Here is a 20939-nt window from a genome sequence, read left to right on the forward strand (position 1 = left end):
CCGCCGCTAGGTTATTTAGAAGCAAGCTTCTAAATAACCCCGCTCGACTTGCATGTATTAGGCACGCCGCCAGCGTTCGTCCTGAGCCAGGATCAAACTCTCCATTAAAGACCAACCGAGGCTGGTTTATAGAAAGAGCGATTAGCTCATGTTGAAACTGACGAGATAAAATATCTCTTGTTTGATTTTGCGAACAAAATCAATTTACTCACTCGTTGTTCAGTTTTCAAAGATCAAAACTTTATTCTCTCTTACTTTGTTTCACCACCGCGTCTCAGCGACGACTTAAATAATATATCACGTTTGCCTCATCTTTGCAACACTTTTTTTTCGGGAGAATTTTTTAATCAATTCTACTTTGTTTTTGTGTTGCTAACTATCTTGTAAAAGACAGCTATAATAATATACCACATAGTCATGCTAATTAGCAACATCTTTTTTAGTGACATTTTTCATAGTTAAGATTACTGCATTTAAACAAAGAGACTATCATTCTAAACTATCAGAATAACAGCCTCTTTAACTTTTATTTCTTCCACCTACGACTAACAAATCGGGACGTTATTAGTGTTTACCTCTTTCTTGTATTTATCTGCGTCAGTCATTAATCCATGGATTTTGACGTGCACGAGCACTATAGGATGAGGAGCGAGATCTTCCTCCAGTCGATTTACGGGATTTATGCTTCTTAACAGTTTCATGCTCGCTTGAAACCTTAGCTTTGGATGTTTCTTCTTTGGATGTACTGTTAGAGATATCTTTTGATTTGCCTTTACGCGCGCTATCGTCTTTTTTTGAAGAAGAAGCAACTTCATTTTGAGATGGAATAGCCAGATTGTTATCTACCTCTTGCGTTCCCGGAGAGACTGGCGCCGACTCCGTGTTTCCTTCCCGGCATCCACAGTCTGGCATAAACATATAGGGCGTGGTATACCCCTCTAATGGATACATAGGTGCATTTCCATGTGCGAACGGATGATATGGGTGATTCGCGGAGTGTTGACCTATTGGTTGGCTAAAGTCGGACACGTATCCACTTGCAGGCATACTATATTGTGGTCCTCCCCATGCGTTGCCCCACTGGCTACCCTGGACTGCACTCTCTGGTTGCTGCTGCGGGCCCCCTTGATGGATAAATGGAGGATAGACAGGATAGGATGTATTTTCAGACGCTTCATGACTCGGATAATATCCGGGGGTGCAGCAGCAATCTGAATAGGCAGGATAAGGTGCGGGATGAGCATGTAAGGGTGCAGTCTGCACAGGCCCCCAGCACCATGGATGCTCACAGTCATGATGATAGCCCTGATCTGCAACTACAGTAGGAGAGGCATGGTCTGCAAAGGAAGTATTTACAGGAGCATTCCCCCAATTCTGAGGAGATCCAATCCCCGGATACCACGAGTTCGGCATAGCATTTATTTGCGGACTGTAATCAAATGCCGGTTGCTGTAATGGCCATGAGGAATTCTCCATCGGCTTCGAGCTAGTGCAGCCACAAAACTTTTCGGTTACGGGTTGCTTCTCGATATGAACTGGAAGCTGCGGTTTAGGTGCAATCGGTTGGGTGACTATAGGTTGCATTTGTTGAGGTGGGGCAGGTTGAGTAATTATGGGCTGCAATTGAGGTGGAGCAGGATTTACGGGCACCATATTGACGGGTGCCATATTGACAGGCGCCATAGGAACTTCAGGCAGTTTTAATTCAGGAAGCTTAGGAGGATTCACTGTTTCTTTCGGCTGTGTCATTTCTTCTTTAGGGCTAGGCATATTCTCCGGTTTAGGCTGTGTTAATTCCGCCTTGGGCTGGGTAAGCTCTTCCTTGGTTGGGGATTCAGGTTTAGGCTTTGTCATCTCTTCTTTCACTGCGGTATTTTTCTTATTCACAGAAAGATCAGATATGCTTTCTTTGTAGTGTGGAATATTAACTGTTTCTCCAACCAAAAGTGCATTCGGGTTTTTAAGCTGGGAATTGGCATCAATAATTATCTTCAGCGGTACATTCCACGCCTTGGACAACTTCCACAACGTATCACCTTGCTTAACCTTGTGTTGATAGACCGTTGACGGCTGTGTTTCCATCGTAACAGGATCTGTCGGAATTTTGATTTTCTCGCCGATGCTCAACTGATTAGGGTCTGCCAATTGGGGATTGGCGGCAATAACTTTCTCTAGTGTCACATTATACTTCTGTGCCAGTAAGTACAGAGTGTCACCTTTTTTGACGATGTGTATTTTCACAGGTCACAAACCTCCTAGACTTTCGTTCGGGCGGGATAAACGCCCGGCTTCTGTTATTACATCCTATGCACCTCCCGGGCGAATGACCCCCTACAAACAAAAAAATCCTCTCAACCGAATACTCTTACAAGCATTCAGTCAAAAGGATCTCGTATTCTTTTAGTCCTGCCACACTTTATAGCCATCCTGATCCACAATCTTCCGGAACTCGGCCAGGAGCTCTAAAGTCACTGGACCAGCAACACCGGAGCCGATCGTACGACCATCTACTTCATAAGCTGCAATCACTTCTGCAGCGGTTCCCGTAAAAAACACCTCATCCGCCACATATACATCATGCAATGTAAAAGGTTGCTCCTTAAGCGAATATCCAAGCTTGGCACACAAATCGATGATAGCATTACGAGTAATCCCCTCAAGCGCTCCCAAATAACAAGGCGGTGTATATAACACTCCATTTTTGACAATGAAAATGTTATCAGCAGAACCTTCCGTCACATATCCTTGGGAATTGAGCATAATAGCCTCACCTACACCAGCATAATTAGACTGGATCTTCACCAGGATATTGTTGAGGTAGTTCAATGATTTTATCTTTGGATTCAAAGCATCCGGGATGTTGCGACGTTGAGAGACAGAAATTGTCTTCAGACCTGTCAAATAAGCTTCTTCCGGATAAATGGCGAGCTGCTCGACAATAATGATGACACTCGCCTTTGCACAACGAAGGGGATCCAAACCTAGATTTCCAGCACCCCGGGATACAACCAATCGGATATATCCATTGCGCATTTCGTTAAGACGAATCGTTTCAGCCATTGCTTCCAACATTTCATCAGGAGACAACGGAATGTTCAACTGAATAGATTTCGCAGAATCATACAGCCGCTCTAAATGCTCCTTACATTTAAAAATATTGCCGTTATAAATACGAATACCCTCAAATATACCGTCTCCGTACAAGAAACCATGATCATATACGGAAACCTTTGCGTTCTCCTTAGTCACATGCTGTCCATCCAGATAGATCCATTGTTCTGCCATTACAACCACACCTCCGATTAATGTTCCTTCAAAATAGGTTCGATCGCTGCTTCAACATACTTGTAGCTTGGATAAGAGCCAAGAATACGTACATGGCACCCCAAAGCCTCGATCTCTGCAAAGGCTGCCGGAAGCAAAACGGAATGCAGAGATTCCAGAACTTCAATGTAAAAATAATAATTCCCCAATTGCTTTTTGGTCGGACGCGATTCAATACGAGACAGATTTAACCTGCGCCATGCAAATGCGGATAAAACCTGATGCAGCGCTCCTGGGAAATCCTGCGGCGGCGTAACCAGAATACTGGTTCGCTGGCCTTCAGGCGTACGCGGGAACCTTACAGGTTGATGCCCAATCAAGACAAAGCGGGTGAAATTGTTATCATGATCCGTCACTTTGCTGGCCAAAATATCTAATCCGTGTTTGGTAGCCGCAAGCTTGGTTCCAAGAGCGGTCCAACCTTTACCTGGGTTATGTTTAACAATTTCGACGGCCTCTGCCGTACTTCCTGCACTCTCCAGCTCGGCTTGAGGAGCGAAAGTTTGTATGAATTCTTTACATTGGGGAAGCGCTACAGGATGGGACATAATTTTGACCACTTTGCTCAAATCAAGCTTGTCCTGATCCCCGAGAAATTCACTACGATGTCCAATAAGATTTTGAATTGAAGGATATACCCATTCCGCCTGCATCGGAATGTCTACCTCATGCACAAGCCAGTCCATATGCAAACTTACAGAGCCATCAATCGTATTTTCTATAGGAATTACACTATAATCTGCCTGTCCCTTGTCTATTGCCTGAAATACGTCTGCTATATGCTTGTAAAACAGTAGTTCACAGGGTGTATCTCCTAACAAATATTTAATTGCTTCATGAGAAACAGTCCCCTCAGGAAGAAGTGCAATTCGCATCATATCGTAAGTTCCCCTTTAATCATATCCATAAAAGGGTGTGTATTCCCTTCCGTATATACTTTAGCCCCTTCAACCTCCGGGCGCAAATTTAAAACAGACGCAGTGATCCCTTCTTTGTTCATTGTCTCCGTTAAATACTGTTCAAGCTCCGCTTTACGATTTTCCCGTTGATCCGTCAATGCCAGCAATGTCGGTCCAGCACCGCTAAGGGCCACACCCAATGCACCATAATGGTGCGCATTCTGTAGGATCTCTGTCATACCCGGTACAAGTGCCGCGCGGTAAGGCTGATGAAGCTGATCACGCATCGCTTCAGCGATTAGATCTGTTCGACCCGATGCCAATGCCGCTACCAGCATTGAAGCATGGCTTATATTGTATACAGCATCCTTCAAGGATACATGGGTAGGCAGGACCTCTCTGGCCTTCGACGTGGACAGTTGAAAATCTGGAATAACTACCATCACCTCTAGATTAGCATCCGGTTCAATCCGTAAGTGCTTGGCATGTTTGCCATCCCACACGGCAGTAATAATACCGCCAAACAAAGAGGCCCCGACATTGTCCGGATGCTTTTCAATAGCGCTTGCCATATCAAATAGCTTGGAATCCGACAGAGGCGAGCCAATCAGCGTATTAGCGGCCACCAAGGCACCTACAATGGCGGAAGCGCTGCTGCCCAAACCACGGGTAAGCGGAATATCCGAGTACATCGAAATTTCCAGTTCAGGAACAGATACACCTGCTTCACGAAAAACCATTTGTGCCACCTTGTAAATCAAATTGGTTTTATCTTGGGGAACGCCATTCATTTGATCCCCGTACAGATGGAAAGCTGTCTGCTCGGCCTCTTTTAATTCAATCCATGCGTATAGAGACAACGCCATGCCCAATGTATCAAAGCCAGGTCCTAGGTTAGCCGTACTCGCAGGCACGCGCACTCTTGCTGTTTTCAAAACGGTCATACAGATGATTCCTCCTGCTTTTATTAACTATCCCTCTACCCGATATACACTCTTGATGCGGCGAATCACGTCCAAAGTTTCAAAATGCTCCAAAACCTTTTTCATACTTGCTTTACTAGCTAAATGAGTCACGATAATAATCTCAGCATCGGGATTAGTCTCATTCGGCTGCTGCACGACAGATGCCAAACTGACATTGAATTCAGCAAATACCTGCGTAATCTGTGCCAATACCCCTGCTTTATCATCTACGTGTAAAAGCACGAAATTTTTGAAATACACGTCTTCGTCATTGCAAATTTTTTTAGGATTGTAGGGTACGATTGCTTTTAGCCCATTTACGCCAAGTTTGAGGTTTTTCACTACAGCTACCAGGTCAGCCACTACTGATGTAGCTGTTGGCATTTCGCCTGCACCTGCACCATAAAACATGGTTTCTCCCACTGCTTCACCATGTACATAAACTGCGTTGAATACCCCGTTCACCGATGCCAATGGATGCTGCTTGCGCACCATAGTCGGCTGAACATTAATCGTAAATTCATCACCTTGGCGTTCTGCAATACCAAGCAACTTCATTTCATATCCTAGTTTTTTAGCAAAGGCAATATCTTCACTGGTTACCTTTGAAATGCCGCTCACGCTTACATCCTTGAGCTCTACATTAGAGCGGAAACCGAGGGTTCCCAGTATTGCCATCTTGCGCGCCGCATCCAATCCTTCGACATCTGAGGTCGGATCAGATTCTGCATATCCCAGCTCTTGAGCTTCCTTAAGAACCTCCTCGTACGAGGCTCCTTCCTGACTCATTTTAGTTAAAATAAAGTTTGTTGTACCGTTCACAATCCCCATAATGCGTTTAATACGGTCAGAGGAGAACCCTTCAATGAGTGTACGAATGATCGGGATACCGCCTGCCACACTAGCCTCATAAAAAATATCACATTGTTTTTCCTGTGCTTTTGCCAATACTTCAGAACCGTGCAATGCCATTAAGTCCTTGTTGGCTGTTACAATGTGTTTGCCTCTCTCTAACGCTTCTAGAATGTACTCCTTCGTCTGATCAATCCCACCCATGACTTCGATAATCACATCAATTTCAGGGTCTCGAATGACTTCCCACGGGTCCTCAGTAAGTTTGGCGGTGTCTACTTCTATGGAACGATACTTATCTATGTTTTTTACAGCTATTTTTTCAATGATGATCGGTGAACCTACTTGTCTGCTCAAGTCTTCCTGATTACCCTCAACGATTCGAACGACTCCCGTACCTACAGTCCCTAAGCCTAACAATCCTACTTTGACCGGTTTCATCCATTCCCCTCCTGCTAACTTTTATCTAACGAACTGTATCGCCTCAGCCTTGCCCAATCAGGCGGACCCGCTTGACTCCAGAAATGCTTTCCAAGCCCTCCAGCAGAACACCCAATTCATCACTAAGCCTGGACATTTCGACTGAGATAACTACATTGGCTCTACCTTGCAGTGGAATACTTTGCTGGATCGTCAGCACATTACCTCCGTAATCCGCCACTCTGCCGAGCACCCTGGACAGCATGCCGGATTGATGCTCTAGATCGATAGAGATATTGACAATTCGCTCACGCTCCAACTGGTTAACCAAATGTATGCCATCTTTATATTTATAAAAGGCGCTTCGGCTTAGCCCAACCTGCTCCACAGCATCATGTACGGTTTTAACATCTCCCGAAGCCAGCAGCAGTTTTACCTGTATGGTCTTAACAATAGCTTCAGGCAAAATATCTTCCCGTACCAAGTAATAGCGCTCTTTCAAGAACGTCCTCTCCTCAAAGACTTATGTTTTTGTATAGAGGACATTATATCGAAACTCATGAAAATCGGCAAGCTAACAATAAAAAAAACGGCTACTGCCTTCTATAGAATTCCCTATAGTGCAGTAACCGTTCAGGTTTTAAAGCTTTATTTAATTTTTAGTAGTAGCTGCTGCCTTCTACGAATTCGAACTCGAAATCAGCGATGCGTACAGATGTACCATCTGTGGCACCACGTTTGCGTAGCTCAGCATCCACACCCATATGACGCAACGTTCTTGCTAATTTCAAGATGGCATCATGCGAATTCATCTGCATGCGCTTCATCATGCGCTCAATTTTGGGGCTGTGCACCACGAATGTGTCATTTTCACGTACAATCGTAAAGCCCTCGTCTTCGGTCGTATCCAACTTAAATACCTTGCGTTCATTAACTTCTGCTACTTCCTCAACAACCGGCTCGTCCGGTATTTGATCCAACAGATCAGCAGCCCGATAGAGCAGTTCCTTTACACCCTGACGTGTCAGAGAGGAAATAGGCATGATTTCAAGGTCAGGACGTATGGTAGCAATCTGCTCTTTGAAGTGAGCAAGATTTTCTTCAGCTTCCGGCATATCCATTTTATTGGCCGCCACAATTTGTGGACGCTCAGCCAGAGCTGCATTATATTGCTTTAATTCGTCGTTTATTTTGGTCCAGTCTTCAAACGGATCACGTCCTTCAGAGCCGGCCATATCCACGACATGGATAATAATTCGCGTCCGCTCAATGTGCCGCAGGAATTCATGGCCCAGTCCAGTGCCTTCATGAGCTCCTTCAATCAAACCAGGCAAATCGGCCATCACAAAGTTCCGCTGATCGCCCACATCCACGACGCCCAGATTTGGGGTAATCGTTGTAAAGTGGTATGCGCCAATTTTGGGTTTTGCAGAAGATACAACTGACAACAAGGTAGACTTTCCTACACTAGGAAATCCGACCAAGCCTACGTCAGCCATCACTTTTAACTCAAGCGTAATATAACGTTCTTGCCCCTCCGCACCGTTTTCAGCCAATTCAGGCGCTGGATTACTCGGTGTTGCAAAACGAATATTGCCGCGTCCTCCGCGTCCTCCTTTAGCTACAACGACCTGTTGGCCATGACGAGTCATATCTGCCAGTACTTCACCTGTGTCATCATCCATGATAACTGTTCCCGGTGGTATACGGACAATCATGTGCTCAGCGTTGGCTCCGTGTTGGCTTTTGTTGCGACCTTTTACCCCACGCTGGGCTTTAAAATGCCGTTGGTACCGAAAATCCATCAAGGTACGCAAACCCTCATCTACACGGAAAATTACATCTCCACCGTTCCCTCCGTCACCACCAGCTGGGCCGCCATTAGGAACATATTTCTCACGGCGAAACGCTATTAATCCGTCTCCACCGTCACCGCCTTTAACAAAAATCTTCGCTTTATCTACAAACATGGTTACACCTTCCTTATGTCTGGCACTGCATTCGAATTTGAAGCATATCGCCCGTAGGGAGCTTCTCTGTTCGAAGGCGTTCACTTCCAAGTACGGATCTGACCTGCTTTAGTATATTTAAATCGGCAGGTATGTCACTTCCTTCAAACCGGACGATAACATCATTCTGATCCATACCGAAATAAAGTGTCAATCTGCGCACTTCTCCCCAGGACGACCGGCCCCCGCCATATTGATACGCACGCACCGTTTGTATGACGGCCGAGGCAAGCGACTCGCCGTCTTCGGGAGACATGACAGCGTCTAACTTTAAATCCTCCTCAACCTGTACCGACAATTGTAAATTTCCGGCGTTCACGCGAAAAGACTGCAAATAAAACACCAGCGAGGGAATACCCAGCTTAGATATTTTACTGTCTTCCGACACCCGCCCCTTTATTGTTTCCACATAAGCAGCTGATTTATCATGCTTATTCATACGAATATAGCCATAAAGCACCTGTAAATCATTCATCCAGTCATGCCGATGATGGTTAAGCGTTGCTATCGCTGTACGCTCAAAAGAACGCAAAGCAGCTTTCCGCTCATGTTCAACCTGTCTATGTGTATACCACATACCAAAACAAGCAGCAGCTACAGCCCACACAGCTAGTATGATAATCGTTAATGCTTTGGGATAGAGCAGTGAAAAAACCAAAGGAATCAGAATGGAACCCAACGCCAGATAAGGCGCTCTTTTCCGCTGGAACATGGCTTCTCTCCGTTCTGCGATAATTAAATGGACTAGTCAACAACCTTTATCCAGTATAGCACAGACTAACTTTCCAGTTCATTACCATCATGCAAAAAAGCCTCCGACAAAAGTGCCGGAGGCTTTTCAGCGTGTCTAAGCCGCTATTAAGCTTCTACAGTAGCTGCTACTGGAGCAACGTCGATCGGGTAGATGCTCACCTTTTTGCGATCACGGCCCCAACGTTCGAACTTCACAACGCCGTCCACTTTCGCGAACAGAGTGTCGTCCTTACCGATGCCCACGTTCGTGCCCGGGTGAATTTTCGTTCCGCGTTGACGAACCAAGATGCTACCGCCGGTAACTGCTTGACCGTCAGCACGTTTCACTCCAAGACGTTTCGATCTGCTGTCACGTCCGTTTTTTGTGGAACCTACACCTTTTTTCGATGCGAATAACTGAAGATCCAATGTCAATTTCAACATGATGTCTACCTCCTTCTTTGTTTATTTTCTATTTGAATATACTTACCGTATGATTCAGCAATGCTTGTCAGCATAATCACCATGGACTCCAACAACAGTTGAACCTGTGCGTTCGCATCATGATAACTTTCAGGAGAAAGATACGCGCTTAAAAAGCCGTTTTCCATTTCCGTTTCCATTTCAACGTCCGTAAGAGCTACAATCGAATTGACAGTTCCTACTGTTACCGCTGAAACACCAGCACATACGATATCCTCGCCAGATTTAGCAAAATTCGCATGACCTTTAACAGAAAACCCCTGTATGCTGCCATCCTCCAGCCGTATAATACGCACGATAATCAATTATCGCACCCTCTTACGCTTGGATTTTTTCAATCGTCACTTTCGTGTACGGTTGACGATGACCTTGCTTCACATGGTAGTTCTTTTTAGGTTTGTATTTGTATACAACGACCTTTTGACCTTGACCATGCTTCTCAACTTTAGCTGTTACAGAAGCTCCAGAAAGAAGCGGTGTACCTGCTGTCAAGCCATTGTCGCCGGACACTGCCAGAACACGATCGAACGTTACAGTTTCACCATCATTAGCTTCCAACTTCTCGATGAACAATACATCGCCCTCTTGAACTTTGTATTGCTTACCACCAGTTTCGATAATTGCGTACATTTGCTTGCACCTCCTTATGTCTCAGACTCGCCTAATTGCAGGTGGCAGTTTCCTTAGGATACTGCACTTCAGTACCTGATTGGAGCGGTTACAGCATGTGCAGCCAATCTTACGCATCACACATACTAAATGATTGTAGCACAAGCTTCGTACACATTCAACCTTTAGTTTTGAAATAATTTTGATTACGCACGTTCTACACGAGAGTCTTTTCTTCACGCACTTTTTTGCGGGTCATTTCCAGTAAACCTAACCGCGTCCAACCGACAACATATGATTTAGTCCGATCCTTTTTTAATCTTGCCTCCAGCACAGAAGATACTTCCCTACGATTCTCCTCTTGTTCCATATCGATGAAATCAATGATGATAATACCTCCAATATCACGTACACGTACCAGGCGGGCAATCTCTTCTGCTGCTTCAATGTTAGTTTGGGTCACCGTCTCTTCCAAATTGCTGCCGCCCGTAAACTTCCCAGTGTTCACATCCACGACGGTCAATGCCTCCGTGTGATCAATGACAATGTATCCGCCACCCTGAAGCCATACCTTTCGTGCAAAATCGCGTTCCAGCTGCTCATGAATGCCATAAGCTTTGAAAATCGTTTCTTCTGCACTGCGAAATATACTTACTTGAGCTTTCGCAGAACCAATCTGTTGCAGCATTACTTCTGCATCCTTTGCTTGCTCCTCGCTGTCAATGACAAGTTCATCCTGCTCAGGTGTAAACACATCGCGAATTAAACGCTGAACGATACTCAGATCTCGGTGCAATTCACACGGTGCGGAGTGTTCACCCGCTTTGCGCTGAATAGCCACCCATTGCTTACGTAGTTGATTCAGATCATTTTCAATCGCCTCTATACTCATTTCCTCTGAAACCGTACGAATGATGAGCCCTTCCTCACCCGTGCGTAGCTGCTCTCCCATGGCTTTCAAACGGGCACGTTCTCCCTCACGCTCAATCTTCTTGGATACGGCCACATAATCAGCCCGGGGCATGTATACAATCCAACGGCCCGGAAGTGAAAAATGAGTGGTCACCCTGGCTCCTTTGCTACCAACCGCCTCTTTTAACACCTGTACTACAATTTCCTGCCCCACCTTTAACAGTTCAGAAATGGACGGCTTTACCTCTGGTTGCTTGTCCAAATGGGCATGAAGTACGTCATCTACATACAAAAAAGCATTTTTTCGCTGTCCAATGTCAACAAAGGCGGCTTGCATACCTGGTAGCACATTGACCACTCTCGCTTTGAAAAAAGAACCTAGAATTCCCCGTTTTCGCGGTAGTTCAGCCGCATATTCAACCAATCGTCCCTCTTCCAACAGTGCCATTTGGGTCATCTGCTGTTGGCATTGTACAATCATTTGCTTCATGGTTTTTCAACCTCTCTGAATACAGCCTCTTCCTTATTTCATAAACATTATTTGGGTTTGGATTCTCCATCATTTGGCGGGCGTGCCGCAAAATAAGAACGTATAAGTCGTTGTTCCGGCAATACAGCTACAATCCGTCCCTGTTCATTCATAACGTAAACCATATGATATCGATCTCTTCTGAAAAGACGCAAAACAGGCTCCAAATGTTTCACGGGCAGGGATACAATAGGTAAGGCAATGCTTCCTTTAGCCGCTTCGCGGTAAAAAAGCTCGTCCCTCCCCAGCAAAAAACGTATAAAACGGTAAGGGATATTCCGATAATCCACAATATTAGAATAAAGCAAAAAAATCCCTACCGCCAGCAGATTTAAATGTAAAGGCTCATCTTGCCTTAATAACGGCGAAATACCATACAGGCAAAATAGCAGACTTGTTATGATACTGGCTCTAAAAGTCCATACTAATGTGCGGTGATAAGAGAAGAATAAGCTAATCAGCGACTGCAATATTTTTCCACCATCAAGCGGTAAAATTGGCAACAAATTAAACAATGCAATAACAGCATTTCCCTGAATTATATAATTTACATAATCATGCTCCAACCCACTCACATTCCTAAGCCACAAAAGAATGATGATCATGATTCCGTTTTGCAGGGGGCCTGCTAGGGCAATGACAATCTCCTTCCACGCATTGAGCTTCCCCTGATCCTCAATGACAGCCACTCCTCCAAAGGGTAACATCTGTATGGAAAGCAACCGCGCCCCCAATAACGAAGCAGCTGTCGCATGACCTAGCTCATGTATAAACACTAGTGTAAATAAGGTCATGATCTCGATGAAATGTCCAGTTAATACAGAGGTCAGCATAACCAGTACAAACAGTGGATGCAGTGATAAGGTCACCCCTCGGACATTAATCAAGGGCTACCACTTCCGACGGGTCAATGTATTGATCCCCTCTTTGAATTGCCAAAAATAAAGTCGCCGCCTCGCTACCGCCGTGACTTGCTGGCAATACACCGATCTCTTCACCCTCCTGAACCCAATCGTTCACTTTTAAGGTAGAGCGTGAGAGCCTTCCGTAAGTTGCTGTGATACCGCCAGTGTGACGAACTGTAACTGAAATCCCACTTTTGGGATGATTTAATACATCTAATACACGTCCTGCATCTATACTTTTAACAGCGATTGCCCCGTTATCGGTAACATTCGGCGTAATTTCTACCCCTTTAAGGCTCAGTACAAACGGCTGCGTTATATTGCCTTCAATCGGTGGAGAACCCTTTCGACTTGCGTCTACCTGATTCGTTTCATGCTCCTCGCCAAAAATCGGTAAGAAGGAAGGAGCTCCGTCAAAATAAGTTTCATACCATTGCCCGGCGGCTGCAAAATCCATGTCCTTATTCAAGGCATCCGCGACAAACATTCTCAAATTTACTGCATAGGGAATATCCCAGCGAAATAAGCCCCATACCACTCCAAATAACACTGCTGCTATGACAGTTCTACGCCAAAAGGAACTCCAAAAAGACGGACCACGATTTGCCCCAAAAGATTGCTGCCAACGTTGTCGATCATTTTTCCACTCGGTTTCTGGGTCTCTGGGCGAGTTGGCACTGACTACAGGCATCGATTTCATTTCTCTGTACCCGTACCTGTTCTGATCTATGCCTGAGGAATACGCCTCCGCTTTGTTTCCCTCGATTAGCTGCTGTATACGTTCTTTTCTGCGCTGCTTGATTCCGGAATTTTTGTGCATCCTGTTCAGCCCCCTCAGCGAGGTAAGTTTATTACATCTTATGAGGACGGGCTTCAACTTATGTTGTCCGGTTGGGGATTACATACCCTAAAAATCAAAAAAAACCGGCGCTATCGCACCGGATATGTTTTCTTTTGCATTTATAACATTTATGTAATGATCTAAATTTACGGACCAGAATCATAGAAATTTAAAAAAGCAAACCAAAAACACTTAAATAAGTGGTGACTTATTTAAGTGTCTAGTATTACAAATGAATGCTACTGTAACACTTCCCTTAGAAATCAGTGAAAATATCTCACTAGAAAAGGCCAAGCAACCACCAGCAATAACTTCCTGTTTTCCTTATCCACCCATACCAAAAAACTTCTTAAAGCGTGTCATCACACTCTTCTTCTGGTCCAGCTGCATAAGAGGCACAGTATCGCCCAAGATTCGTCTCGCAATATTCCGATAGGCAATCGCTGCCTGTGCATCCGGATTCATAACAGTAGGCTCTCCTGTATTAGCTGCTTTAATTACCATTTCATCATCCGGTACAATCCCAATAAGATCTATGCTAAGCACTTGTAAAATTCCGTCAATATCTAACATATCTCCGGATTTAACCATACTATTGCGAATGCGGTTAACCACCAACTTAGGTGATATCACGTGCGAACTTTCCAGTAAACCAATTACCCGATCTGCATCGCGTACAGCAGCATTTTCTGGAGTAGTCACAACAATGGCCTGATCCGCACCGGCAATGGCATTTTTAAAGCCTTGCTCAATACCCGCAGGGCAGTCGATCAATATATATTCAAAATCCTTTTTAAGCTCCAAAATAATATCCTTAACCTGCTCCGGCGTAACAGCACTCTTGTCCTTGGTTTGAGCAGCTGGTAGCATATACAGCTCCTCAAAACGCTTGTCCTTAACCAGTGCCTGATTCAGACGGCAACGACCTTCCGCTACATCAACAAGGTCATAAATAATCCGGTTTTCCAGACCCATCACAACGTCTAGATTACGCAAACCGATATCCGTATCCACCAAACACACCTTTTTGCCGAGCAGTGCAAGCGCTGTTCCTATATTGGCTGACGTCGTCGTTTTGCCGACGCCGCCTTTTCCTGAAGTGACGACGATAGCCTCTCCCATGTGCTACACCCCTTTGAACACGTTAAAATCGCGGCCCAGACGCACAATATTGCTCATTTTATCTATTTGCATAGCGCCATCCTTGAGATACGCAAATTCCATGCCAGATTCACGCGTCTCCCATTCATCTGGTGGACGGCTGATCATTTCGGAAATTCGCAGCTGTGTTGGTGCAAAATAGGAGGCCGCGATAATCGCTTCACTATTTCCCTCCATCCCTGCATGCGCCATACCCCGCAGAGCGCCAAGGACATAGATATCACCGGTACAAGTTATAATTCCACCCGGGTTAACATCTCCCAAAAAGAGTAAGTTTCCATCGTGATGAAGCACTTGTCCTGAACGGATAATCCCTGTCACCGTGTGAATGGGGGGCTTGCCCTGCACTACCACAGGCAATCCGGGTGATTCTACAGACCTGATGAGCAGATTCCCCTTCTGCTTCAAAATCTCCAGAATACTTTCCTTTTGCTCCTCAGTTACTTCCCGACTTCCCAGTTTAATATCCACATGAATGATCGGACCAGTTAAAATATTTTGATGACTGTGCTCCAGCTTAAAACGCAGCTCACCCAGCAAATCCTCAAATTCGCATTGATCGTCCAGCAGGAATACCAGGCCATCTTTGATGCCTTTAATCGTGACATGATTCGATTTCACCGCCATTAGCCTGTCCCTCCTATCTCAATCATTTCGTCCCCGGGACGTCAAATCCCTGCTAACCCGGACAAAATGTGTGTAAAAAGACCTAGACAGTCTCTTCCTTTTTCACACGGGTACCCAAACGCTGCAATTGCTTGCGAACTGGGACATAAATGATGAGGGCGAACAGAAAATGGATAAACAAATCAGGAATCATATACTGAGCAAGTGCCCAATTGAAAGTCTGATGATTCAGTTGAAACAGCTGATCAATGGCAAAAAGCATAGAATCCAGCAGGAAACTACCAATCAATACGGCCGCCATCATAATGGGCATTGGTGCACGTCTAGCAGTAAACACAAGCCCTAATAAGTATGCAGACAACCCCATTGCAAAAGAATAAGGGCCAATGATAAACCCGTAGTACACTACATCATGAATAAGTCCAAAAACAATACCTAGCACCAACGCTGTATGACGGCTGTGATACACAGATACAAACAAAATTACGACATACACAAAATTTGGGACCATTCTTGAATGCCAACTATCCGGGAGAAGCCACGGAAGAATCGTTCCTTCAGCTATAAACAGGACAAACAGCAGCAGTATCAGAACCTGACCGCGCATCTTCATTATTCCGGTACCTCAGGAGTGTAGAGGACGAGCAGTTCTTTCCAATCCACAAAGCTGGCTGCCGGTTTAATAATCGCTGTCCGTGTTTTGCCGAACTCTCCAACCTGAATTTTCTCCACCGTTCCAATCATTAGGTTTTTGCGGAACTTCCCACCTGCACCAGACGTAATAATCTGATCACCCTTTGCGATTGGATCTTTTTCTTCAATGCGAGTCATTTGAAATGTGTTCGTACCCGGATCATAGCTTTCAATCATACCAAACGATTGATTTTCCTTACCCAAGACTGTCGCTGCAATGGCATAAGAATTCGGATTTTTAGGATCCAATGTAGTCAACAGCGTAACGGTAGACGTAAAATTCCCCGTGCGGCTAATGACCCCAACAAACCCTTCAAGTGAACTGACCTCCTGACCGACCTTGGCTCCGTCCTTCTCACCAATATCAATCACGAGTGTTTTGGAATCATTGCTAACACTGTTCACTTGTGCAACACGATAATCATAATTATTTTTCGCCTTTTGCGTTTGGGTGAACTTCAGTTCATTCTGCAATCTGGCATTTGTTTCAACATAATTATGAGTCTGAATCTGATCCCGAGTCAGCTTGGCCACGGCTATTTTTAAACGCTCATTTTCTTCGTAAATACTACGCATATTACCAATATCTTCAAAGAAGCCCGCTATTGCTGAAGCGGGCCTGTAAAAGATACCTTGCACAAAGCCAATTGAATCTCTGGCAAACTTCTCGGGCCAGGTTAAGGAATTTCTCTGTCCAAGTGTAATCCCCATAAGGGCAATAAACAGAACGATTCCGATCAATAGAACAAATAGTCTTTTATTGCCAAACAGCTTAAACAGTTCCTACACCCCCGATTCAACGTTTGGAACGGACGGCAGAACTGCTGCGCGATTTGAACAAATGGATATTTTCCAGTGCTCTACCCGTACCGATTGCCACACAATCCAGAGGATTTTCCGCTACGATCACCGGCATTCCGGTCTCACCTGCCAACAGCTTATCCAGGTTGCGCAGTAGTGCTCCACCACCAGTCAGTACAATTCCTCTATCCATGATGTCCGCCGCCAGCTCGGGAGGGCATTTTTCCAATGTTACTTTAACTGCATCCACGATCGCATTAACGGTATCAGATAATGCTTCGCTAATTTCATCGGAGGTAATCGTAATTGTCTTCGGCAAGCCTGTTACCAGATCGCGTCCGCGGATTTCCGATGTTTCCACTTGCTCTAATGGCATAGCTGAACCAACTTCCATTTTCAGCTGCTCAGAAGTCCGTTCACCAATCATCAGGTTGTATTGACGTTTCACGTATTGAATGATGGACTCGTCCATTTCATCGCCAGCTACACGTACAGAACGACTTGTTACGATCCCTCCCAAGGAAATGACCGCAACTTCGGTTGTACCTCCACCGATATCGACAACCATACTGCCTGTAGGCTCCCATACCGGCAGATCAGCGCCAATTGCCGCTGCAAACGGCTCTTCAATCGTGTACGCCTCTCTTGCGCCTGCTTGCTTGGTCGCATCTTCAACAGCACGCTGTTCCACTGCAGTAATGCCCGAAGGCACGCAAACCATCACGTTCGGATGGCGCGGAAACAATGAACGTTGTGCTTGCGCCTGACGGATGAAATATTTGATCATCGTTGCAGTCGTATCAAAATCAGCAATGACTCCATCCTTCATTGGACGAATTGCACGGATATTTCCCGGTGTGCGACCGATCATTTTTTTCGCAGATTCCCCAACAGCCTCAATGGTTTTTGTATCTGTACGCAAAGCAACTACAGATGGTTCACGAACCACGATTCCCTTACCTCTTACGTATACAAGCGTGTTTGCCGTCCCCAAGTCAATTCCCAAATCTTTTGTAAAGCCACCCAGCATGATGTTAATCTCCTTTTCTCTTCCCTGAAATCTGTTATCCCTGTATAAACGGTTTATTCAGGCCGGTTTATCCGGTCATGTTTAAATGTTTGATTTAAATATTATATTATATCAGACCTTGTTCCTTCAAACTTACAAAGGTCCCGTCCCCGATCACAATATGATCAAGCACGTCGATGCCCACGATGTTGCCCGCTTCCATCAGGCGGCGAGTCAACTGGACATCTTCCGGGCTTGGCTTCGGATCACCGCTCGGATGGTTATGAGCGCAAATAATCGAAGCACTGCTGCACTTGATTGCAGCCCGAAATACTTCACGAGGATGCACGATGGCGGAATTCAGGCTGCCCATAGATAGCGTTTCCTGAGCAATGACATGGTTTTTGGTATTTAAAAACAGGCAAACAAAATGCTCTTTCTGCAAATAGCGAAGCTGTTCAAACAGCAGATCTGCCACATCCCGTGGACAACTAATCACCGGGGTCTCCAAGTGGCGTGACAATGCTAATCGACGCCCGAGTTCGATCCCCGCTTTTAGCTGTATCGCTTTAGCATTTCCAATGCCCTTAATCTGGGTCAACTCGCTCAGACTCATATCCACCAGTTGACGCAAATTCCCTGCTTGCTGCAAAATACGCTGCGCTAAATGCAGAGATGATTCACTTTGTGTTCCTGTACGCAGTAGTATTGCTAGCAACTCCGCGTTGCTCAAGGCATCCGCCCCATATGTCATCATGCGCTCTCTTGGTCGTTCTTCATGGGGGAGGTCGCGAAGCATCAGTATTGGCGACTCCAGCATATGTTTATCCCCTTTTATGGACGCAGCACATTCACTCCAAAATCGGACAGCATGTCCGACAGCAAAGAAAGCGGCAATCCTACGACGTTAAAATAACAACCCTGAATAGATTCCACCAACGTAGCACCCATGCCTTGAATGCCATACGATCCTGCTTTGTCAGACGGTTCTCCAGTATTTACGTATGCCACAATTTGCTCTTGGTTCAGAGGCTTCATTGTGACCTCCGTTTGGCGATGTCTAACAAGCATCTTGCCGGTTCCGGTATGTATGCAGGCTACCCCAGTGTACACACGGTGTGTTCTTCCCTGCAATGCAGTCAACATACGAACCGCGTCCGCATGGTCAGCAGGCTTGCCCAATACCGAATCCTCCAGCACGACAATCGTATCACTGCCAATCACCAATCCAGCTTCCTCGGACTGTGCGGCAGTGCGCACGACCGCTTCGGCTTTGCGGGCCGCAAGGGTCTCCACGATTTGCTGAGGCGTCCAGCTCTCAGGCGTGCTTTCATCCGCATGACTCGGCACCACCTCAAAGGGGAGTCTCAAATATGCGAGTAATTCCTTCCTTCTTGGTGAAGTCGATGCCAGAATAATGCGGGGCGTAATTTTCCCGTCCATAAGGGAAGCTCCTTTTCATCAGTTAGAGCCTGCGATACAGCCAGAATGCGGCGATGATGCCGATCAGACTAAGCAGGCTCAATTCAAAATTTATCGTTATGTTGTAGCTGATAATATCCAGATCCGCTCTCGGCGACCAAGATATCGTAGTGGGGTGGGTCAGAAAGGAAAGGACTTTGACCGATTGAAGGGCCTTAGCAATCCAGGCACCCAAAAGCCAACCGAGCAACAAAAACAGTATAAGCATTCCTACATTTTTTTTCATCCTGATCTTCCCTCGCCATTTTTTGACACCTTCATTATTATACGGTGATTTGTACTGCAATACAAACAGAAATCCGGCATGGGGAACTATTTCCAGTTCCTTGCCGGAAAGTATGGTTAGTCTACTGTTTTATGAATTGGATAAATTCCTTCTCACGCAAAACATATTCCATCATGGAGGACTGAATCTCCCAAATGTGTTCCTTGGCTGTGTTCTTGTTATATTCTCCAAGTGCAGAGACTGCGCTGTTCATCGCCTTTTCAAGCGAAGTTGCGGTGGCAGCCGCTTCCTTCGGAAGACCAGTGGGAAGTGCAGCGATATTTTGTGTCCACTGCTGATGCAGGTCGTTCAGCTCGCTCATGTCGGAGGCTGGCACCGTACTTGGGCCTTCTTCTCTGAGCAAAGTTGAGGAAAGTCCGCTCAGCTTGCCCACTAATGAGTTGCTTAACTGAAAAAAGGTAGTGAGTTTATCACCATTACCTCCGTAAGCCGCTTTTTCGAATCCGGGTAATTCGAGCTCGCGGACATACAATTCCACTCCTTGTGTCTTCAATTGATTACTAAGCAACTTGGCTTGCTCCCTATCCGACGATATTCCTGCATATACTCGGTTTTGATCCTCGCTATCCCCTCCTGCTGCAATGCCTGCCTTCAACAGTTCTTCCTTTGCCTGTAAAGCCCTCTCTGGAGTGCTGAAAACCCCGTATTGCAGCAAGTAATAGGTTTGTGGAGACACTTGAGTCGCTACGACGGCGACAGGGGCAGAATTCTCTTTTGCAGACGTTGTATCGACATCAACAGATTCTTTGAAAACGGGTACAGCCTCATTATCCAAAGAATCAGATCCCGGGACCATACTACCTCCGTTAAACAGTAACAACATAATATATCCGAACATGCCCCCAGTCACCAACGCACTGGCTACAGAACCGATTAATCTCCATCTGGAAGGGTGAGGTGGACGCTTTCTATACTCTTGACCGGAATAATAGGCCTCCTCAACATCATCCTCTTCTGGACTTTCCGGTAGAACGTCCGCATCTGACCAGGAAGCTGCCGAACGACCAAAAGGGTCGTCCCATCCCTCTTGTACCCTCAATGTTGGAGTAAAGCGCCGAGTTGCAGTGCGTTTATTCGTCTCCACAGGTTTGCCGAGCTCTGAATGTTGTGTAGTTCGAGTATGTTTCTCCATACTACTAGTCCGTTCCATTCCTTTACGCTGGTTATCAGTTTGATAAAGCTCATCATCGTGGTGTAACTCCGTATCTCTAATCATGTCACGCTGTCCGTTCGTAAACGACTCATTTTTGTTCGGAAGCACCTGTAGCTTATCCTCCCGGCTTGTTTCCGGCAACTGTTGAGCGAACCGGAATGTCATCTTGGCCTTGTTCATGGATGCACTCCCTCCTTGTCCCATACTTCCTCATAGTCTGTTGTATGAGTCAAGCTGAGGAAATATG

The 20939-nt window shown here is 45.6% G+C and carries 23 protein-coding genes, 1 rRNA gene and 1 other annotated feature; all 24 genes read right to left on the reverse strand.

The window, feature by feature from the left end:
- A 16S ribosomal RNA gene (locus tag OIU26_RS16250) occupies positions 1 to 108 on the reverse strand; the annotation flags it as partial.
- Positions 109 to 597: 489 nt separating this feature from the next.
- Positions 598 to 2241, reverse strand: coding sequence for a LysM peptidoglycan-binding domain-containing protein (locus OIU26_RS16255; RefSeq protein ID WP_264217407.1), 1644 nt, complete (start codon positions 2239 to 2241; stop codon positions 598 to 600).
- Between the two features lie 159 nt (positions 2242 to 2400).
- Positions 2401 to 3285: a branched-chain-amino-acid transaminase gene (gene ilvE / locus OIU26_RS16260; RefSeq protein WP_013372655.1), complete on the reverse strand. Its 885-nt coding sequence runs from the start codon at positions 3283 to 3285 to the stop codon at positions 2401 to 2403.
- A 17-nt stretch (positions 3286 to 3302) separates the two neighbouring features.
- A complete protein-coding gene (pheA, locus tag OIU26_RS16265) occupies positions 3303 to 4202 on the reverse strand; it encodes a prephenate dehydratase (RefSeq protein ID WP_264217408.1) in 900 nt (299 codons plus the stop codon).
- Entirely contained in the window at positions 4199 to 5167 is a 969-nt protein-coding gene (thrB, locus tag OIU26_RS16270; RefSeq protein WP_264217409.1) for a homoserine kinase, read from the reverse strand. The genes pheA and thrB overlap by 4 nt, the downstream gene beginning before the upstream one ends.
- 27 nt (positions 5168 to 5194) lie before the next feature.
- Positions 5195 to 6481, reverse strand: a complete 1287-nt coding sequence (locus OIU26_RS16275; protein WP_264217410.1) for a homoserine dehydrogenase — start codon at positions 6479 to 6481, stop codon at positions 5195 to 5197.
- Between the two features lie 43 nt (positions 6482 to 6524).
- On the reverse strand, positions 6525 to 6962 hold the full coding sequence (locus OIU26_RS16280; protein WP_013372659.1) for an ACT domain-containing protein: 438 nt from the start codon (positions 6960 to 6962) through the stop codon (positions 6525 to 6527).
- 157 nt (positions 6963 to 7119) lie between these two features.
- On the reverse strand, positions 7120 to 8430 hold the full coding sequence (obgE, locus tag OIU26_RS16285) for a GTPase ObgE (protein WP_025678440.1): 1311 nt from the start codon (positions 8428 to 8430) through the stop codon (positions 7120 to 7122).
- A gap of 13 nt (positions 8431 to 8443) precedes the next feature.
- On the reverse strand, positions 8444 to 9181 hold the full coding sequence (locus tag OIU26_RS16290) for a Spo0B domain-containing protein (protein WP_264217411.1): 738 nt from the start codon (positions 9179 to 9181) through the stop codon (positions 8444 to 8446).
- 146 nt (positions 9182 to 9327) lie between these two features.
- Positions 9328 to 9645: a 50S ribosomal protein L27 gene (rpmA, locus tag OIU26_RS16295; RefSeq protein WP_013311590.1), complete on the reverse strand. Its 318-nt coding sequence runs from the start codon at positions 9643 to 9645 to the stop codon at positions 9328 to 9330.
- 5 nt (positions 9646 to 9650) lie between these two features.
- A complete protein-coding gene (locus tag OIU26_RS16300) occupies positions 9651 to 9989 on the reverse strand; it encodes a ribosomal-processing cysteine protease Prp (RefSeq protein ID WP_016818432.1) in 339 nt (112 codons plus the stop codon).
- A 13-nt stretch (positions 9990 to 10002) separates the two neighbouring features.
- Positions 10003 to 10314, reverse strand: coding sequence for a 50S ribosomal protein L21 (rplU, locus tag OIU26_RS16305; RefSeq protein WP_013372663.1), 312 nt, complete (start codon positions 10312 to 10314; stop codon positions 10003 to 10005).
- Positions 10315 to 10327: 13 nt separating this feature from the next.
- Positions 10328 to 10414 (reverse strand) — a sequence feature (ribosomal protein L21 leader region).
- Between the two features lie 96 nt (positions 10415 to 10510).
- Positions 10511 to 11695 carry an Rne/Rng family ribonuclease gene (locus OIU26_RS16310; RefSeq protein WP_264217412.1) on the reverse strand — a complete coding sequence of 395 codons (1185 nt, stop codon included), beginning with the start codon at positions 11693 to 11695 and terminating at the stop codon, positions 10511 to 10513.
- 47 nt (positions 11696 to 11742) lie between these two features.
- Positions 11743 to 12621, reverse strand: a complete 879-nt coding sequence (locus OIU26_RS16315; protein WP_165081779.1) for a M50 family metallopeptidase — start codon at positions 12619 to 12621, stop codon at positions 11743 to 11745.
- The gene (locus OIU26_RS16320; RefSeq protein WP_264217413.1) at positions 12614 to 13459 is read right to left on the reverse strand and encodes a M23 family metallopeptidase; all 846 of its coding nucleotides are present in this window, start codon (positions 13457 to 13459) and stop codon (positions 12614 to 12616) included. Before OIU26_RS16320 ends, OIU26_RS16315 begins: the two co-directional genes overlap by 8 nt.
- Positions 13460 to 13804: 345 nt before the next feature.
- Positions 13805 to 14602 carry a septum site-determining protein MinD gene (gene minD / locus OIU26_RS16325; protein ID WP_013372668.1) on the reverse strand — a complete coding sequence of 266 codons (798 nt, stop codon included), beginning with the start codon at positions 14600 to 14602 and terminating at the stop codon, positions 13805 to 13807.
- 3 nt (positions 14603 to 14605) lie between these two features.
- Positions 14606 to 15268: a septum site-determining protein MinC gene (gene minC / locus OIU26_RS16330; RefSeq protein ID WP_013372669.1), complete on the reverse strand. Its 663-nt coding sequence runs from the start codon at positions 15266 to 15268 to the stop codon at positions 14606 to 14608.
- 82 nt (positions 15269 to 15350) lie between these two features.
- Positions 15351 to 15881 carry a rod shape-determining protein MreD gene (gene mreD / locus OIU26_RS16335; RefSeq protein WP_264217414.1) on the reverse strand — a complete coding sequence of 177 codons (531 nt, stop codon included), beginning with the start codon at positions 15879 to 15881 and terminating at the stop codon, positions 15351 to 15353.
- Positions 15881 to 16702 (reverse strand): rod shape-determining protein MreC, encoded by an 822-nt coding sequence (mreC, locus tag OIU26_RS16340; protein ID WP_013372671.1) that lies wholly within the window; start codon positions 16700 to 16702, stop codon positions 15881 to 15883. The genes mreD and mreC overlap by 1 nt, the downstream gene beginning before the upstream one ends.
- A 55-nt stretch (positions 16703 to 16757) precedes the next feature.
- Positions 16758 to 17792, reverse strand: a complete 1035-nt coding sequence (locus OIU26_RS16345; protein ID WP_013311600.1) for a rod shape-determining protein — start codon at positions 17790 to 17792, stop codon at positions 16758 to 16760.
- Positions 17793 to 17898: 106 nt separating this feature from the next.
- On the reverse strand, positions 17899 to 18591 hold the full coding sequence (gene radC, locus OIU26_RS16350) for a RadC family protein (RefSeq protein ID WP_013372672.1): 693 nt from the start codon (positions 18589 to 18591) through the stop codon (positions 17899 to 17901).
- A 14-nt stretch (positions 18592 to 18605) separates the two neighbouring features.
- On the reverse strand, positions 18606 to 19214 hold the full coding sequence (locus tag OIU26_RS16355; protein ID WP_013372673.1) for a Maf family protein: 609 nt from the start codon (positions 19212 to 19214) through the stop codon (positions 18606 to 18608).
- Positions 19215 to 19236: 22 nt separating this feature from the next.
- Complete coding sequence (locus OIU26_RS16360) at positions 19237 to 19479, reverse strand: DUF4321 domain-containing protein (protein ID WP_013372674.1); 243 nt, start codon at positions 19477 to 19479, stop codon at positions 19237 to 19239.
- 121 nt (positions 19480 to 19600) lie between these two features.
- Positions 19601 to 20872, reverse strand: coding sequence for an SPOR domain-containing protein (locus OIU26_RS16365; RefSeq protein WP_264217415.1), 1272 nt, complete (start codon positions 20870 to 20872; stop codon positions 19601 to 19603).
- Between the last annotated feature and the right edge of the window lie 67 nt (positions 20873 to 20939).

The sequence above is a fragment of the Paenibacillus sp. BT-177 genome, assembly GCF_025846815.2.
Lineage (GTDB): Bacteria > Bacillota > Bacilli > Paenibacillales > Paenibacillaceae > Paenibacillus > Paenibacillus polymyxa_C.

What these genes read in the sequence shown, in the direction of transcription:
- ilvE (WP_013372655.1), bottom strand. Translation starts at nt 3,285, where the DNA reads ATGGCAGAACAATGGATCTATCTGGATGGACAGCATGTGACTAAGGAG.
- pheA (WP_264217408.1), bottom strand. Translation starts at nt 4,202, where the DNA reads ATGATGCGAATTGCACTTCTTCCTGAGGGGACTGTTTCTCATGAAGCA.
- thrB (WP_264217409.1), bottom strand. Translation starts at nt 5,167, where the DNA reads ATGACCGTTTTGAAAACAGCAAGAGTGCGCGTGCCTGCGAGTACGGCT.
- OIU26_RS16275 (WP_264217410.1), bottom strand. Translation starts at nt 6,481, where the DNA reads ATGAAACCGGTCAAAGTAGGATTGTTAGGCTTAGGGACTGTAGGTACG.
- obgE (WP_025678440.1), bottom strand. Translation starts at nt 8,430, where the DNA reads ATGTTTGTAGATAAAGCGAAGATTTTTGTTAAAGGCGGTGACGGTGGA.
- OIU26_RS16290 (WP_264217411.1), bottom strand. Translation starts at nt 9,181, where the DNA reads ATGTTCCAGCGGAAAAGAGCGCCTTATCTGGCGTTGGGTTCCATTCTG.
- rpmA (WP_013311590.1), bottom strand. Translation starts at nt 9,645, where the DNA reads ATGTTGAAATTGACATTGGATCTTCAGTTATTCGCATCGAAAAAAGGT.
- rplU (WP_013372663.1), bottom strand. Translation starts at nt 10,314, where the DNA reads ATGTACGCAATTATCGAAACTGGTGGTAAGCAATACAAAGTTCAAGAG.
- OIU26_RS16310 (WP_264217412.1), bottom strand. Translation starts at nt 11,695, where the DNA reads ATGAAGCAAATGATTGTACAATGCCAACAGCAGATGACCCAAATGGCA.
- OIU26_RS16320 (WP_264217413.1), bottom strand. Translation starts at nt 13,459, where the DNA reads ATGCACAAAAATTCCGGAATCAAGCAGCGCAGAAAAGAACGTATACAG.
- minD (WP_013372668.1), bottom strand. Translation starts at nt 14,602, where the DNA reads ATGGGAGAGGCTATCGTCGTCACTTCAGGAAAAGGCGGCGTCGGCAAA.
- minC (WP_013372669.1), bottom strand. Translation starts at nt 15,268, where the DNA reads ATGGCGGTGAAATCGAATCATGTCACGATTAAAGGCATCAAAGATGGC.
- mreD (WP_264217414.1), bottom strand. Translation starts at nt 15,881, where the DNA reads ATGAAGATGCGCGGTCAGGTTCTGATACTGCTGCTGTTTGTCCTGTTT.
- OIU26_RS16345 (WP_013311600.1), bottom strand. Translation starts at nt 17,792, where the DNA reads ATGCTGGGTGGCTTTACAAAAGATTTGGGAATTGACTTGGGGACGGCA.
- radC (WP_013372672.1), bottom strand. Translation starts at nt 18,591, where the DNA reads ATGCTGGAGTCGCCAATACTGATGCTTCGCGACCTCCCCCATGAAGAA.
- OIU26_RS16355 (WP_013372673.1), bottom strand. Translation starts at nt 19,214, where the DNA reads ATGGACGGGAAAATTACGCCCCGCATTATTCTGGCATCGACTTCACCA.
- OIU26_RS16360 (WP_013372674.1), bottom strand. Translation starts at nt 19,479, where the DNA reads ATGAAAAAAAATGTAGGAATGCTTATACTGTTTTTGTTGCTCGGTTGG.
- OIU26_RS16365 (WP_264217415.1), bottom strand. Translation starts at nt 20,872, where the DNA reads ATGAACAAGGCCAAGATGACATTCCGGTTCGCTCAACAGTTGCCGGAA.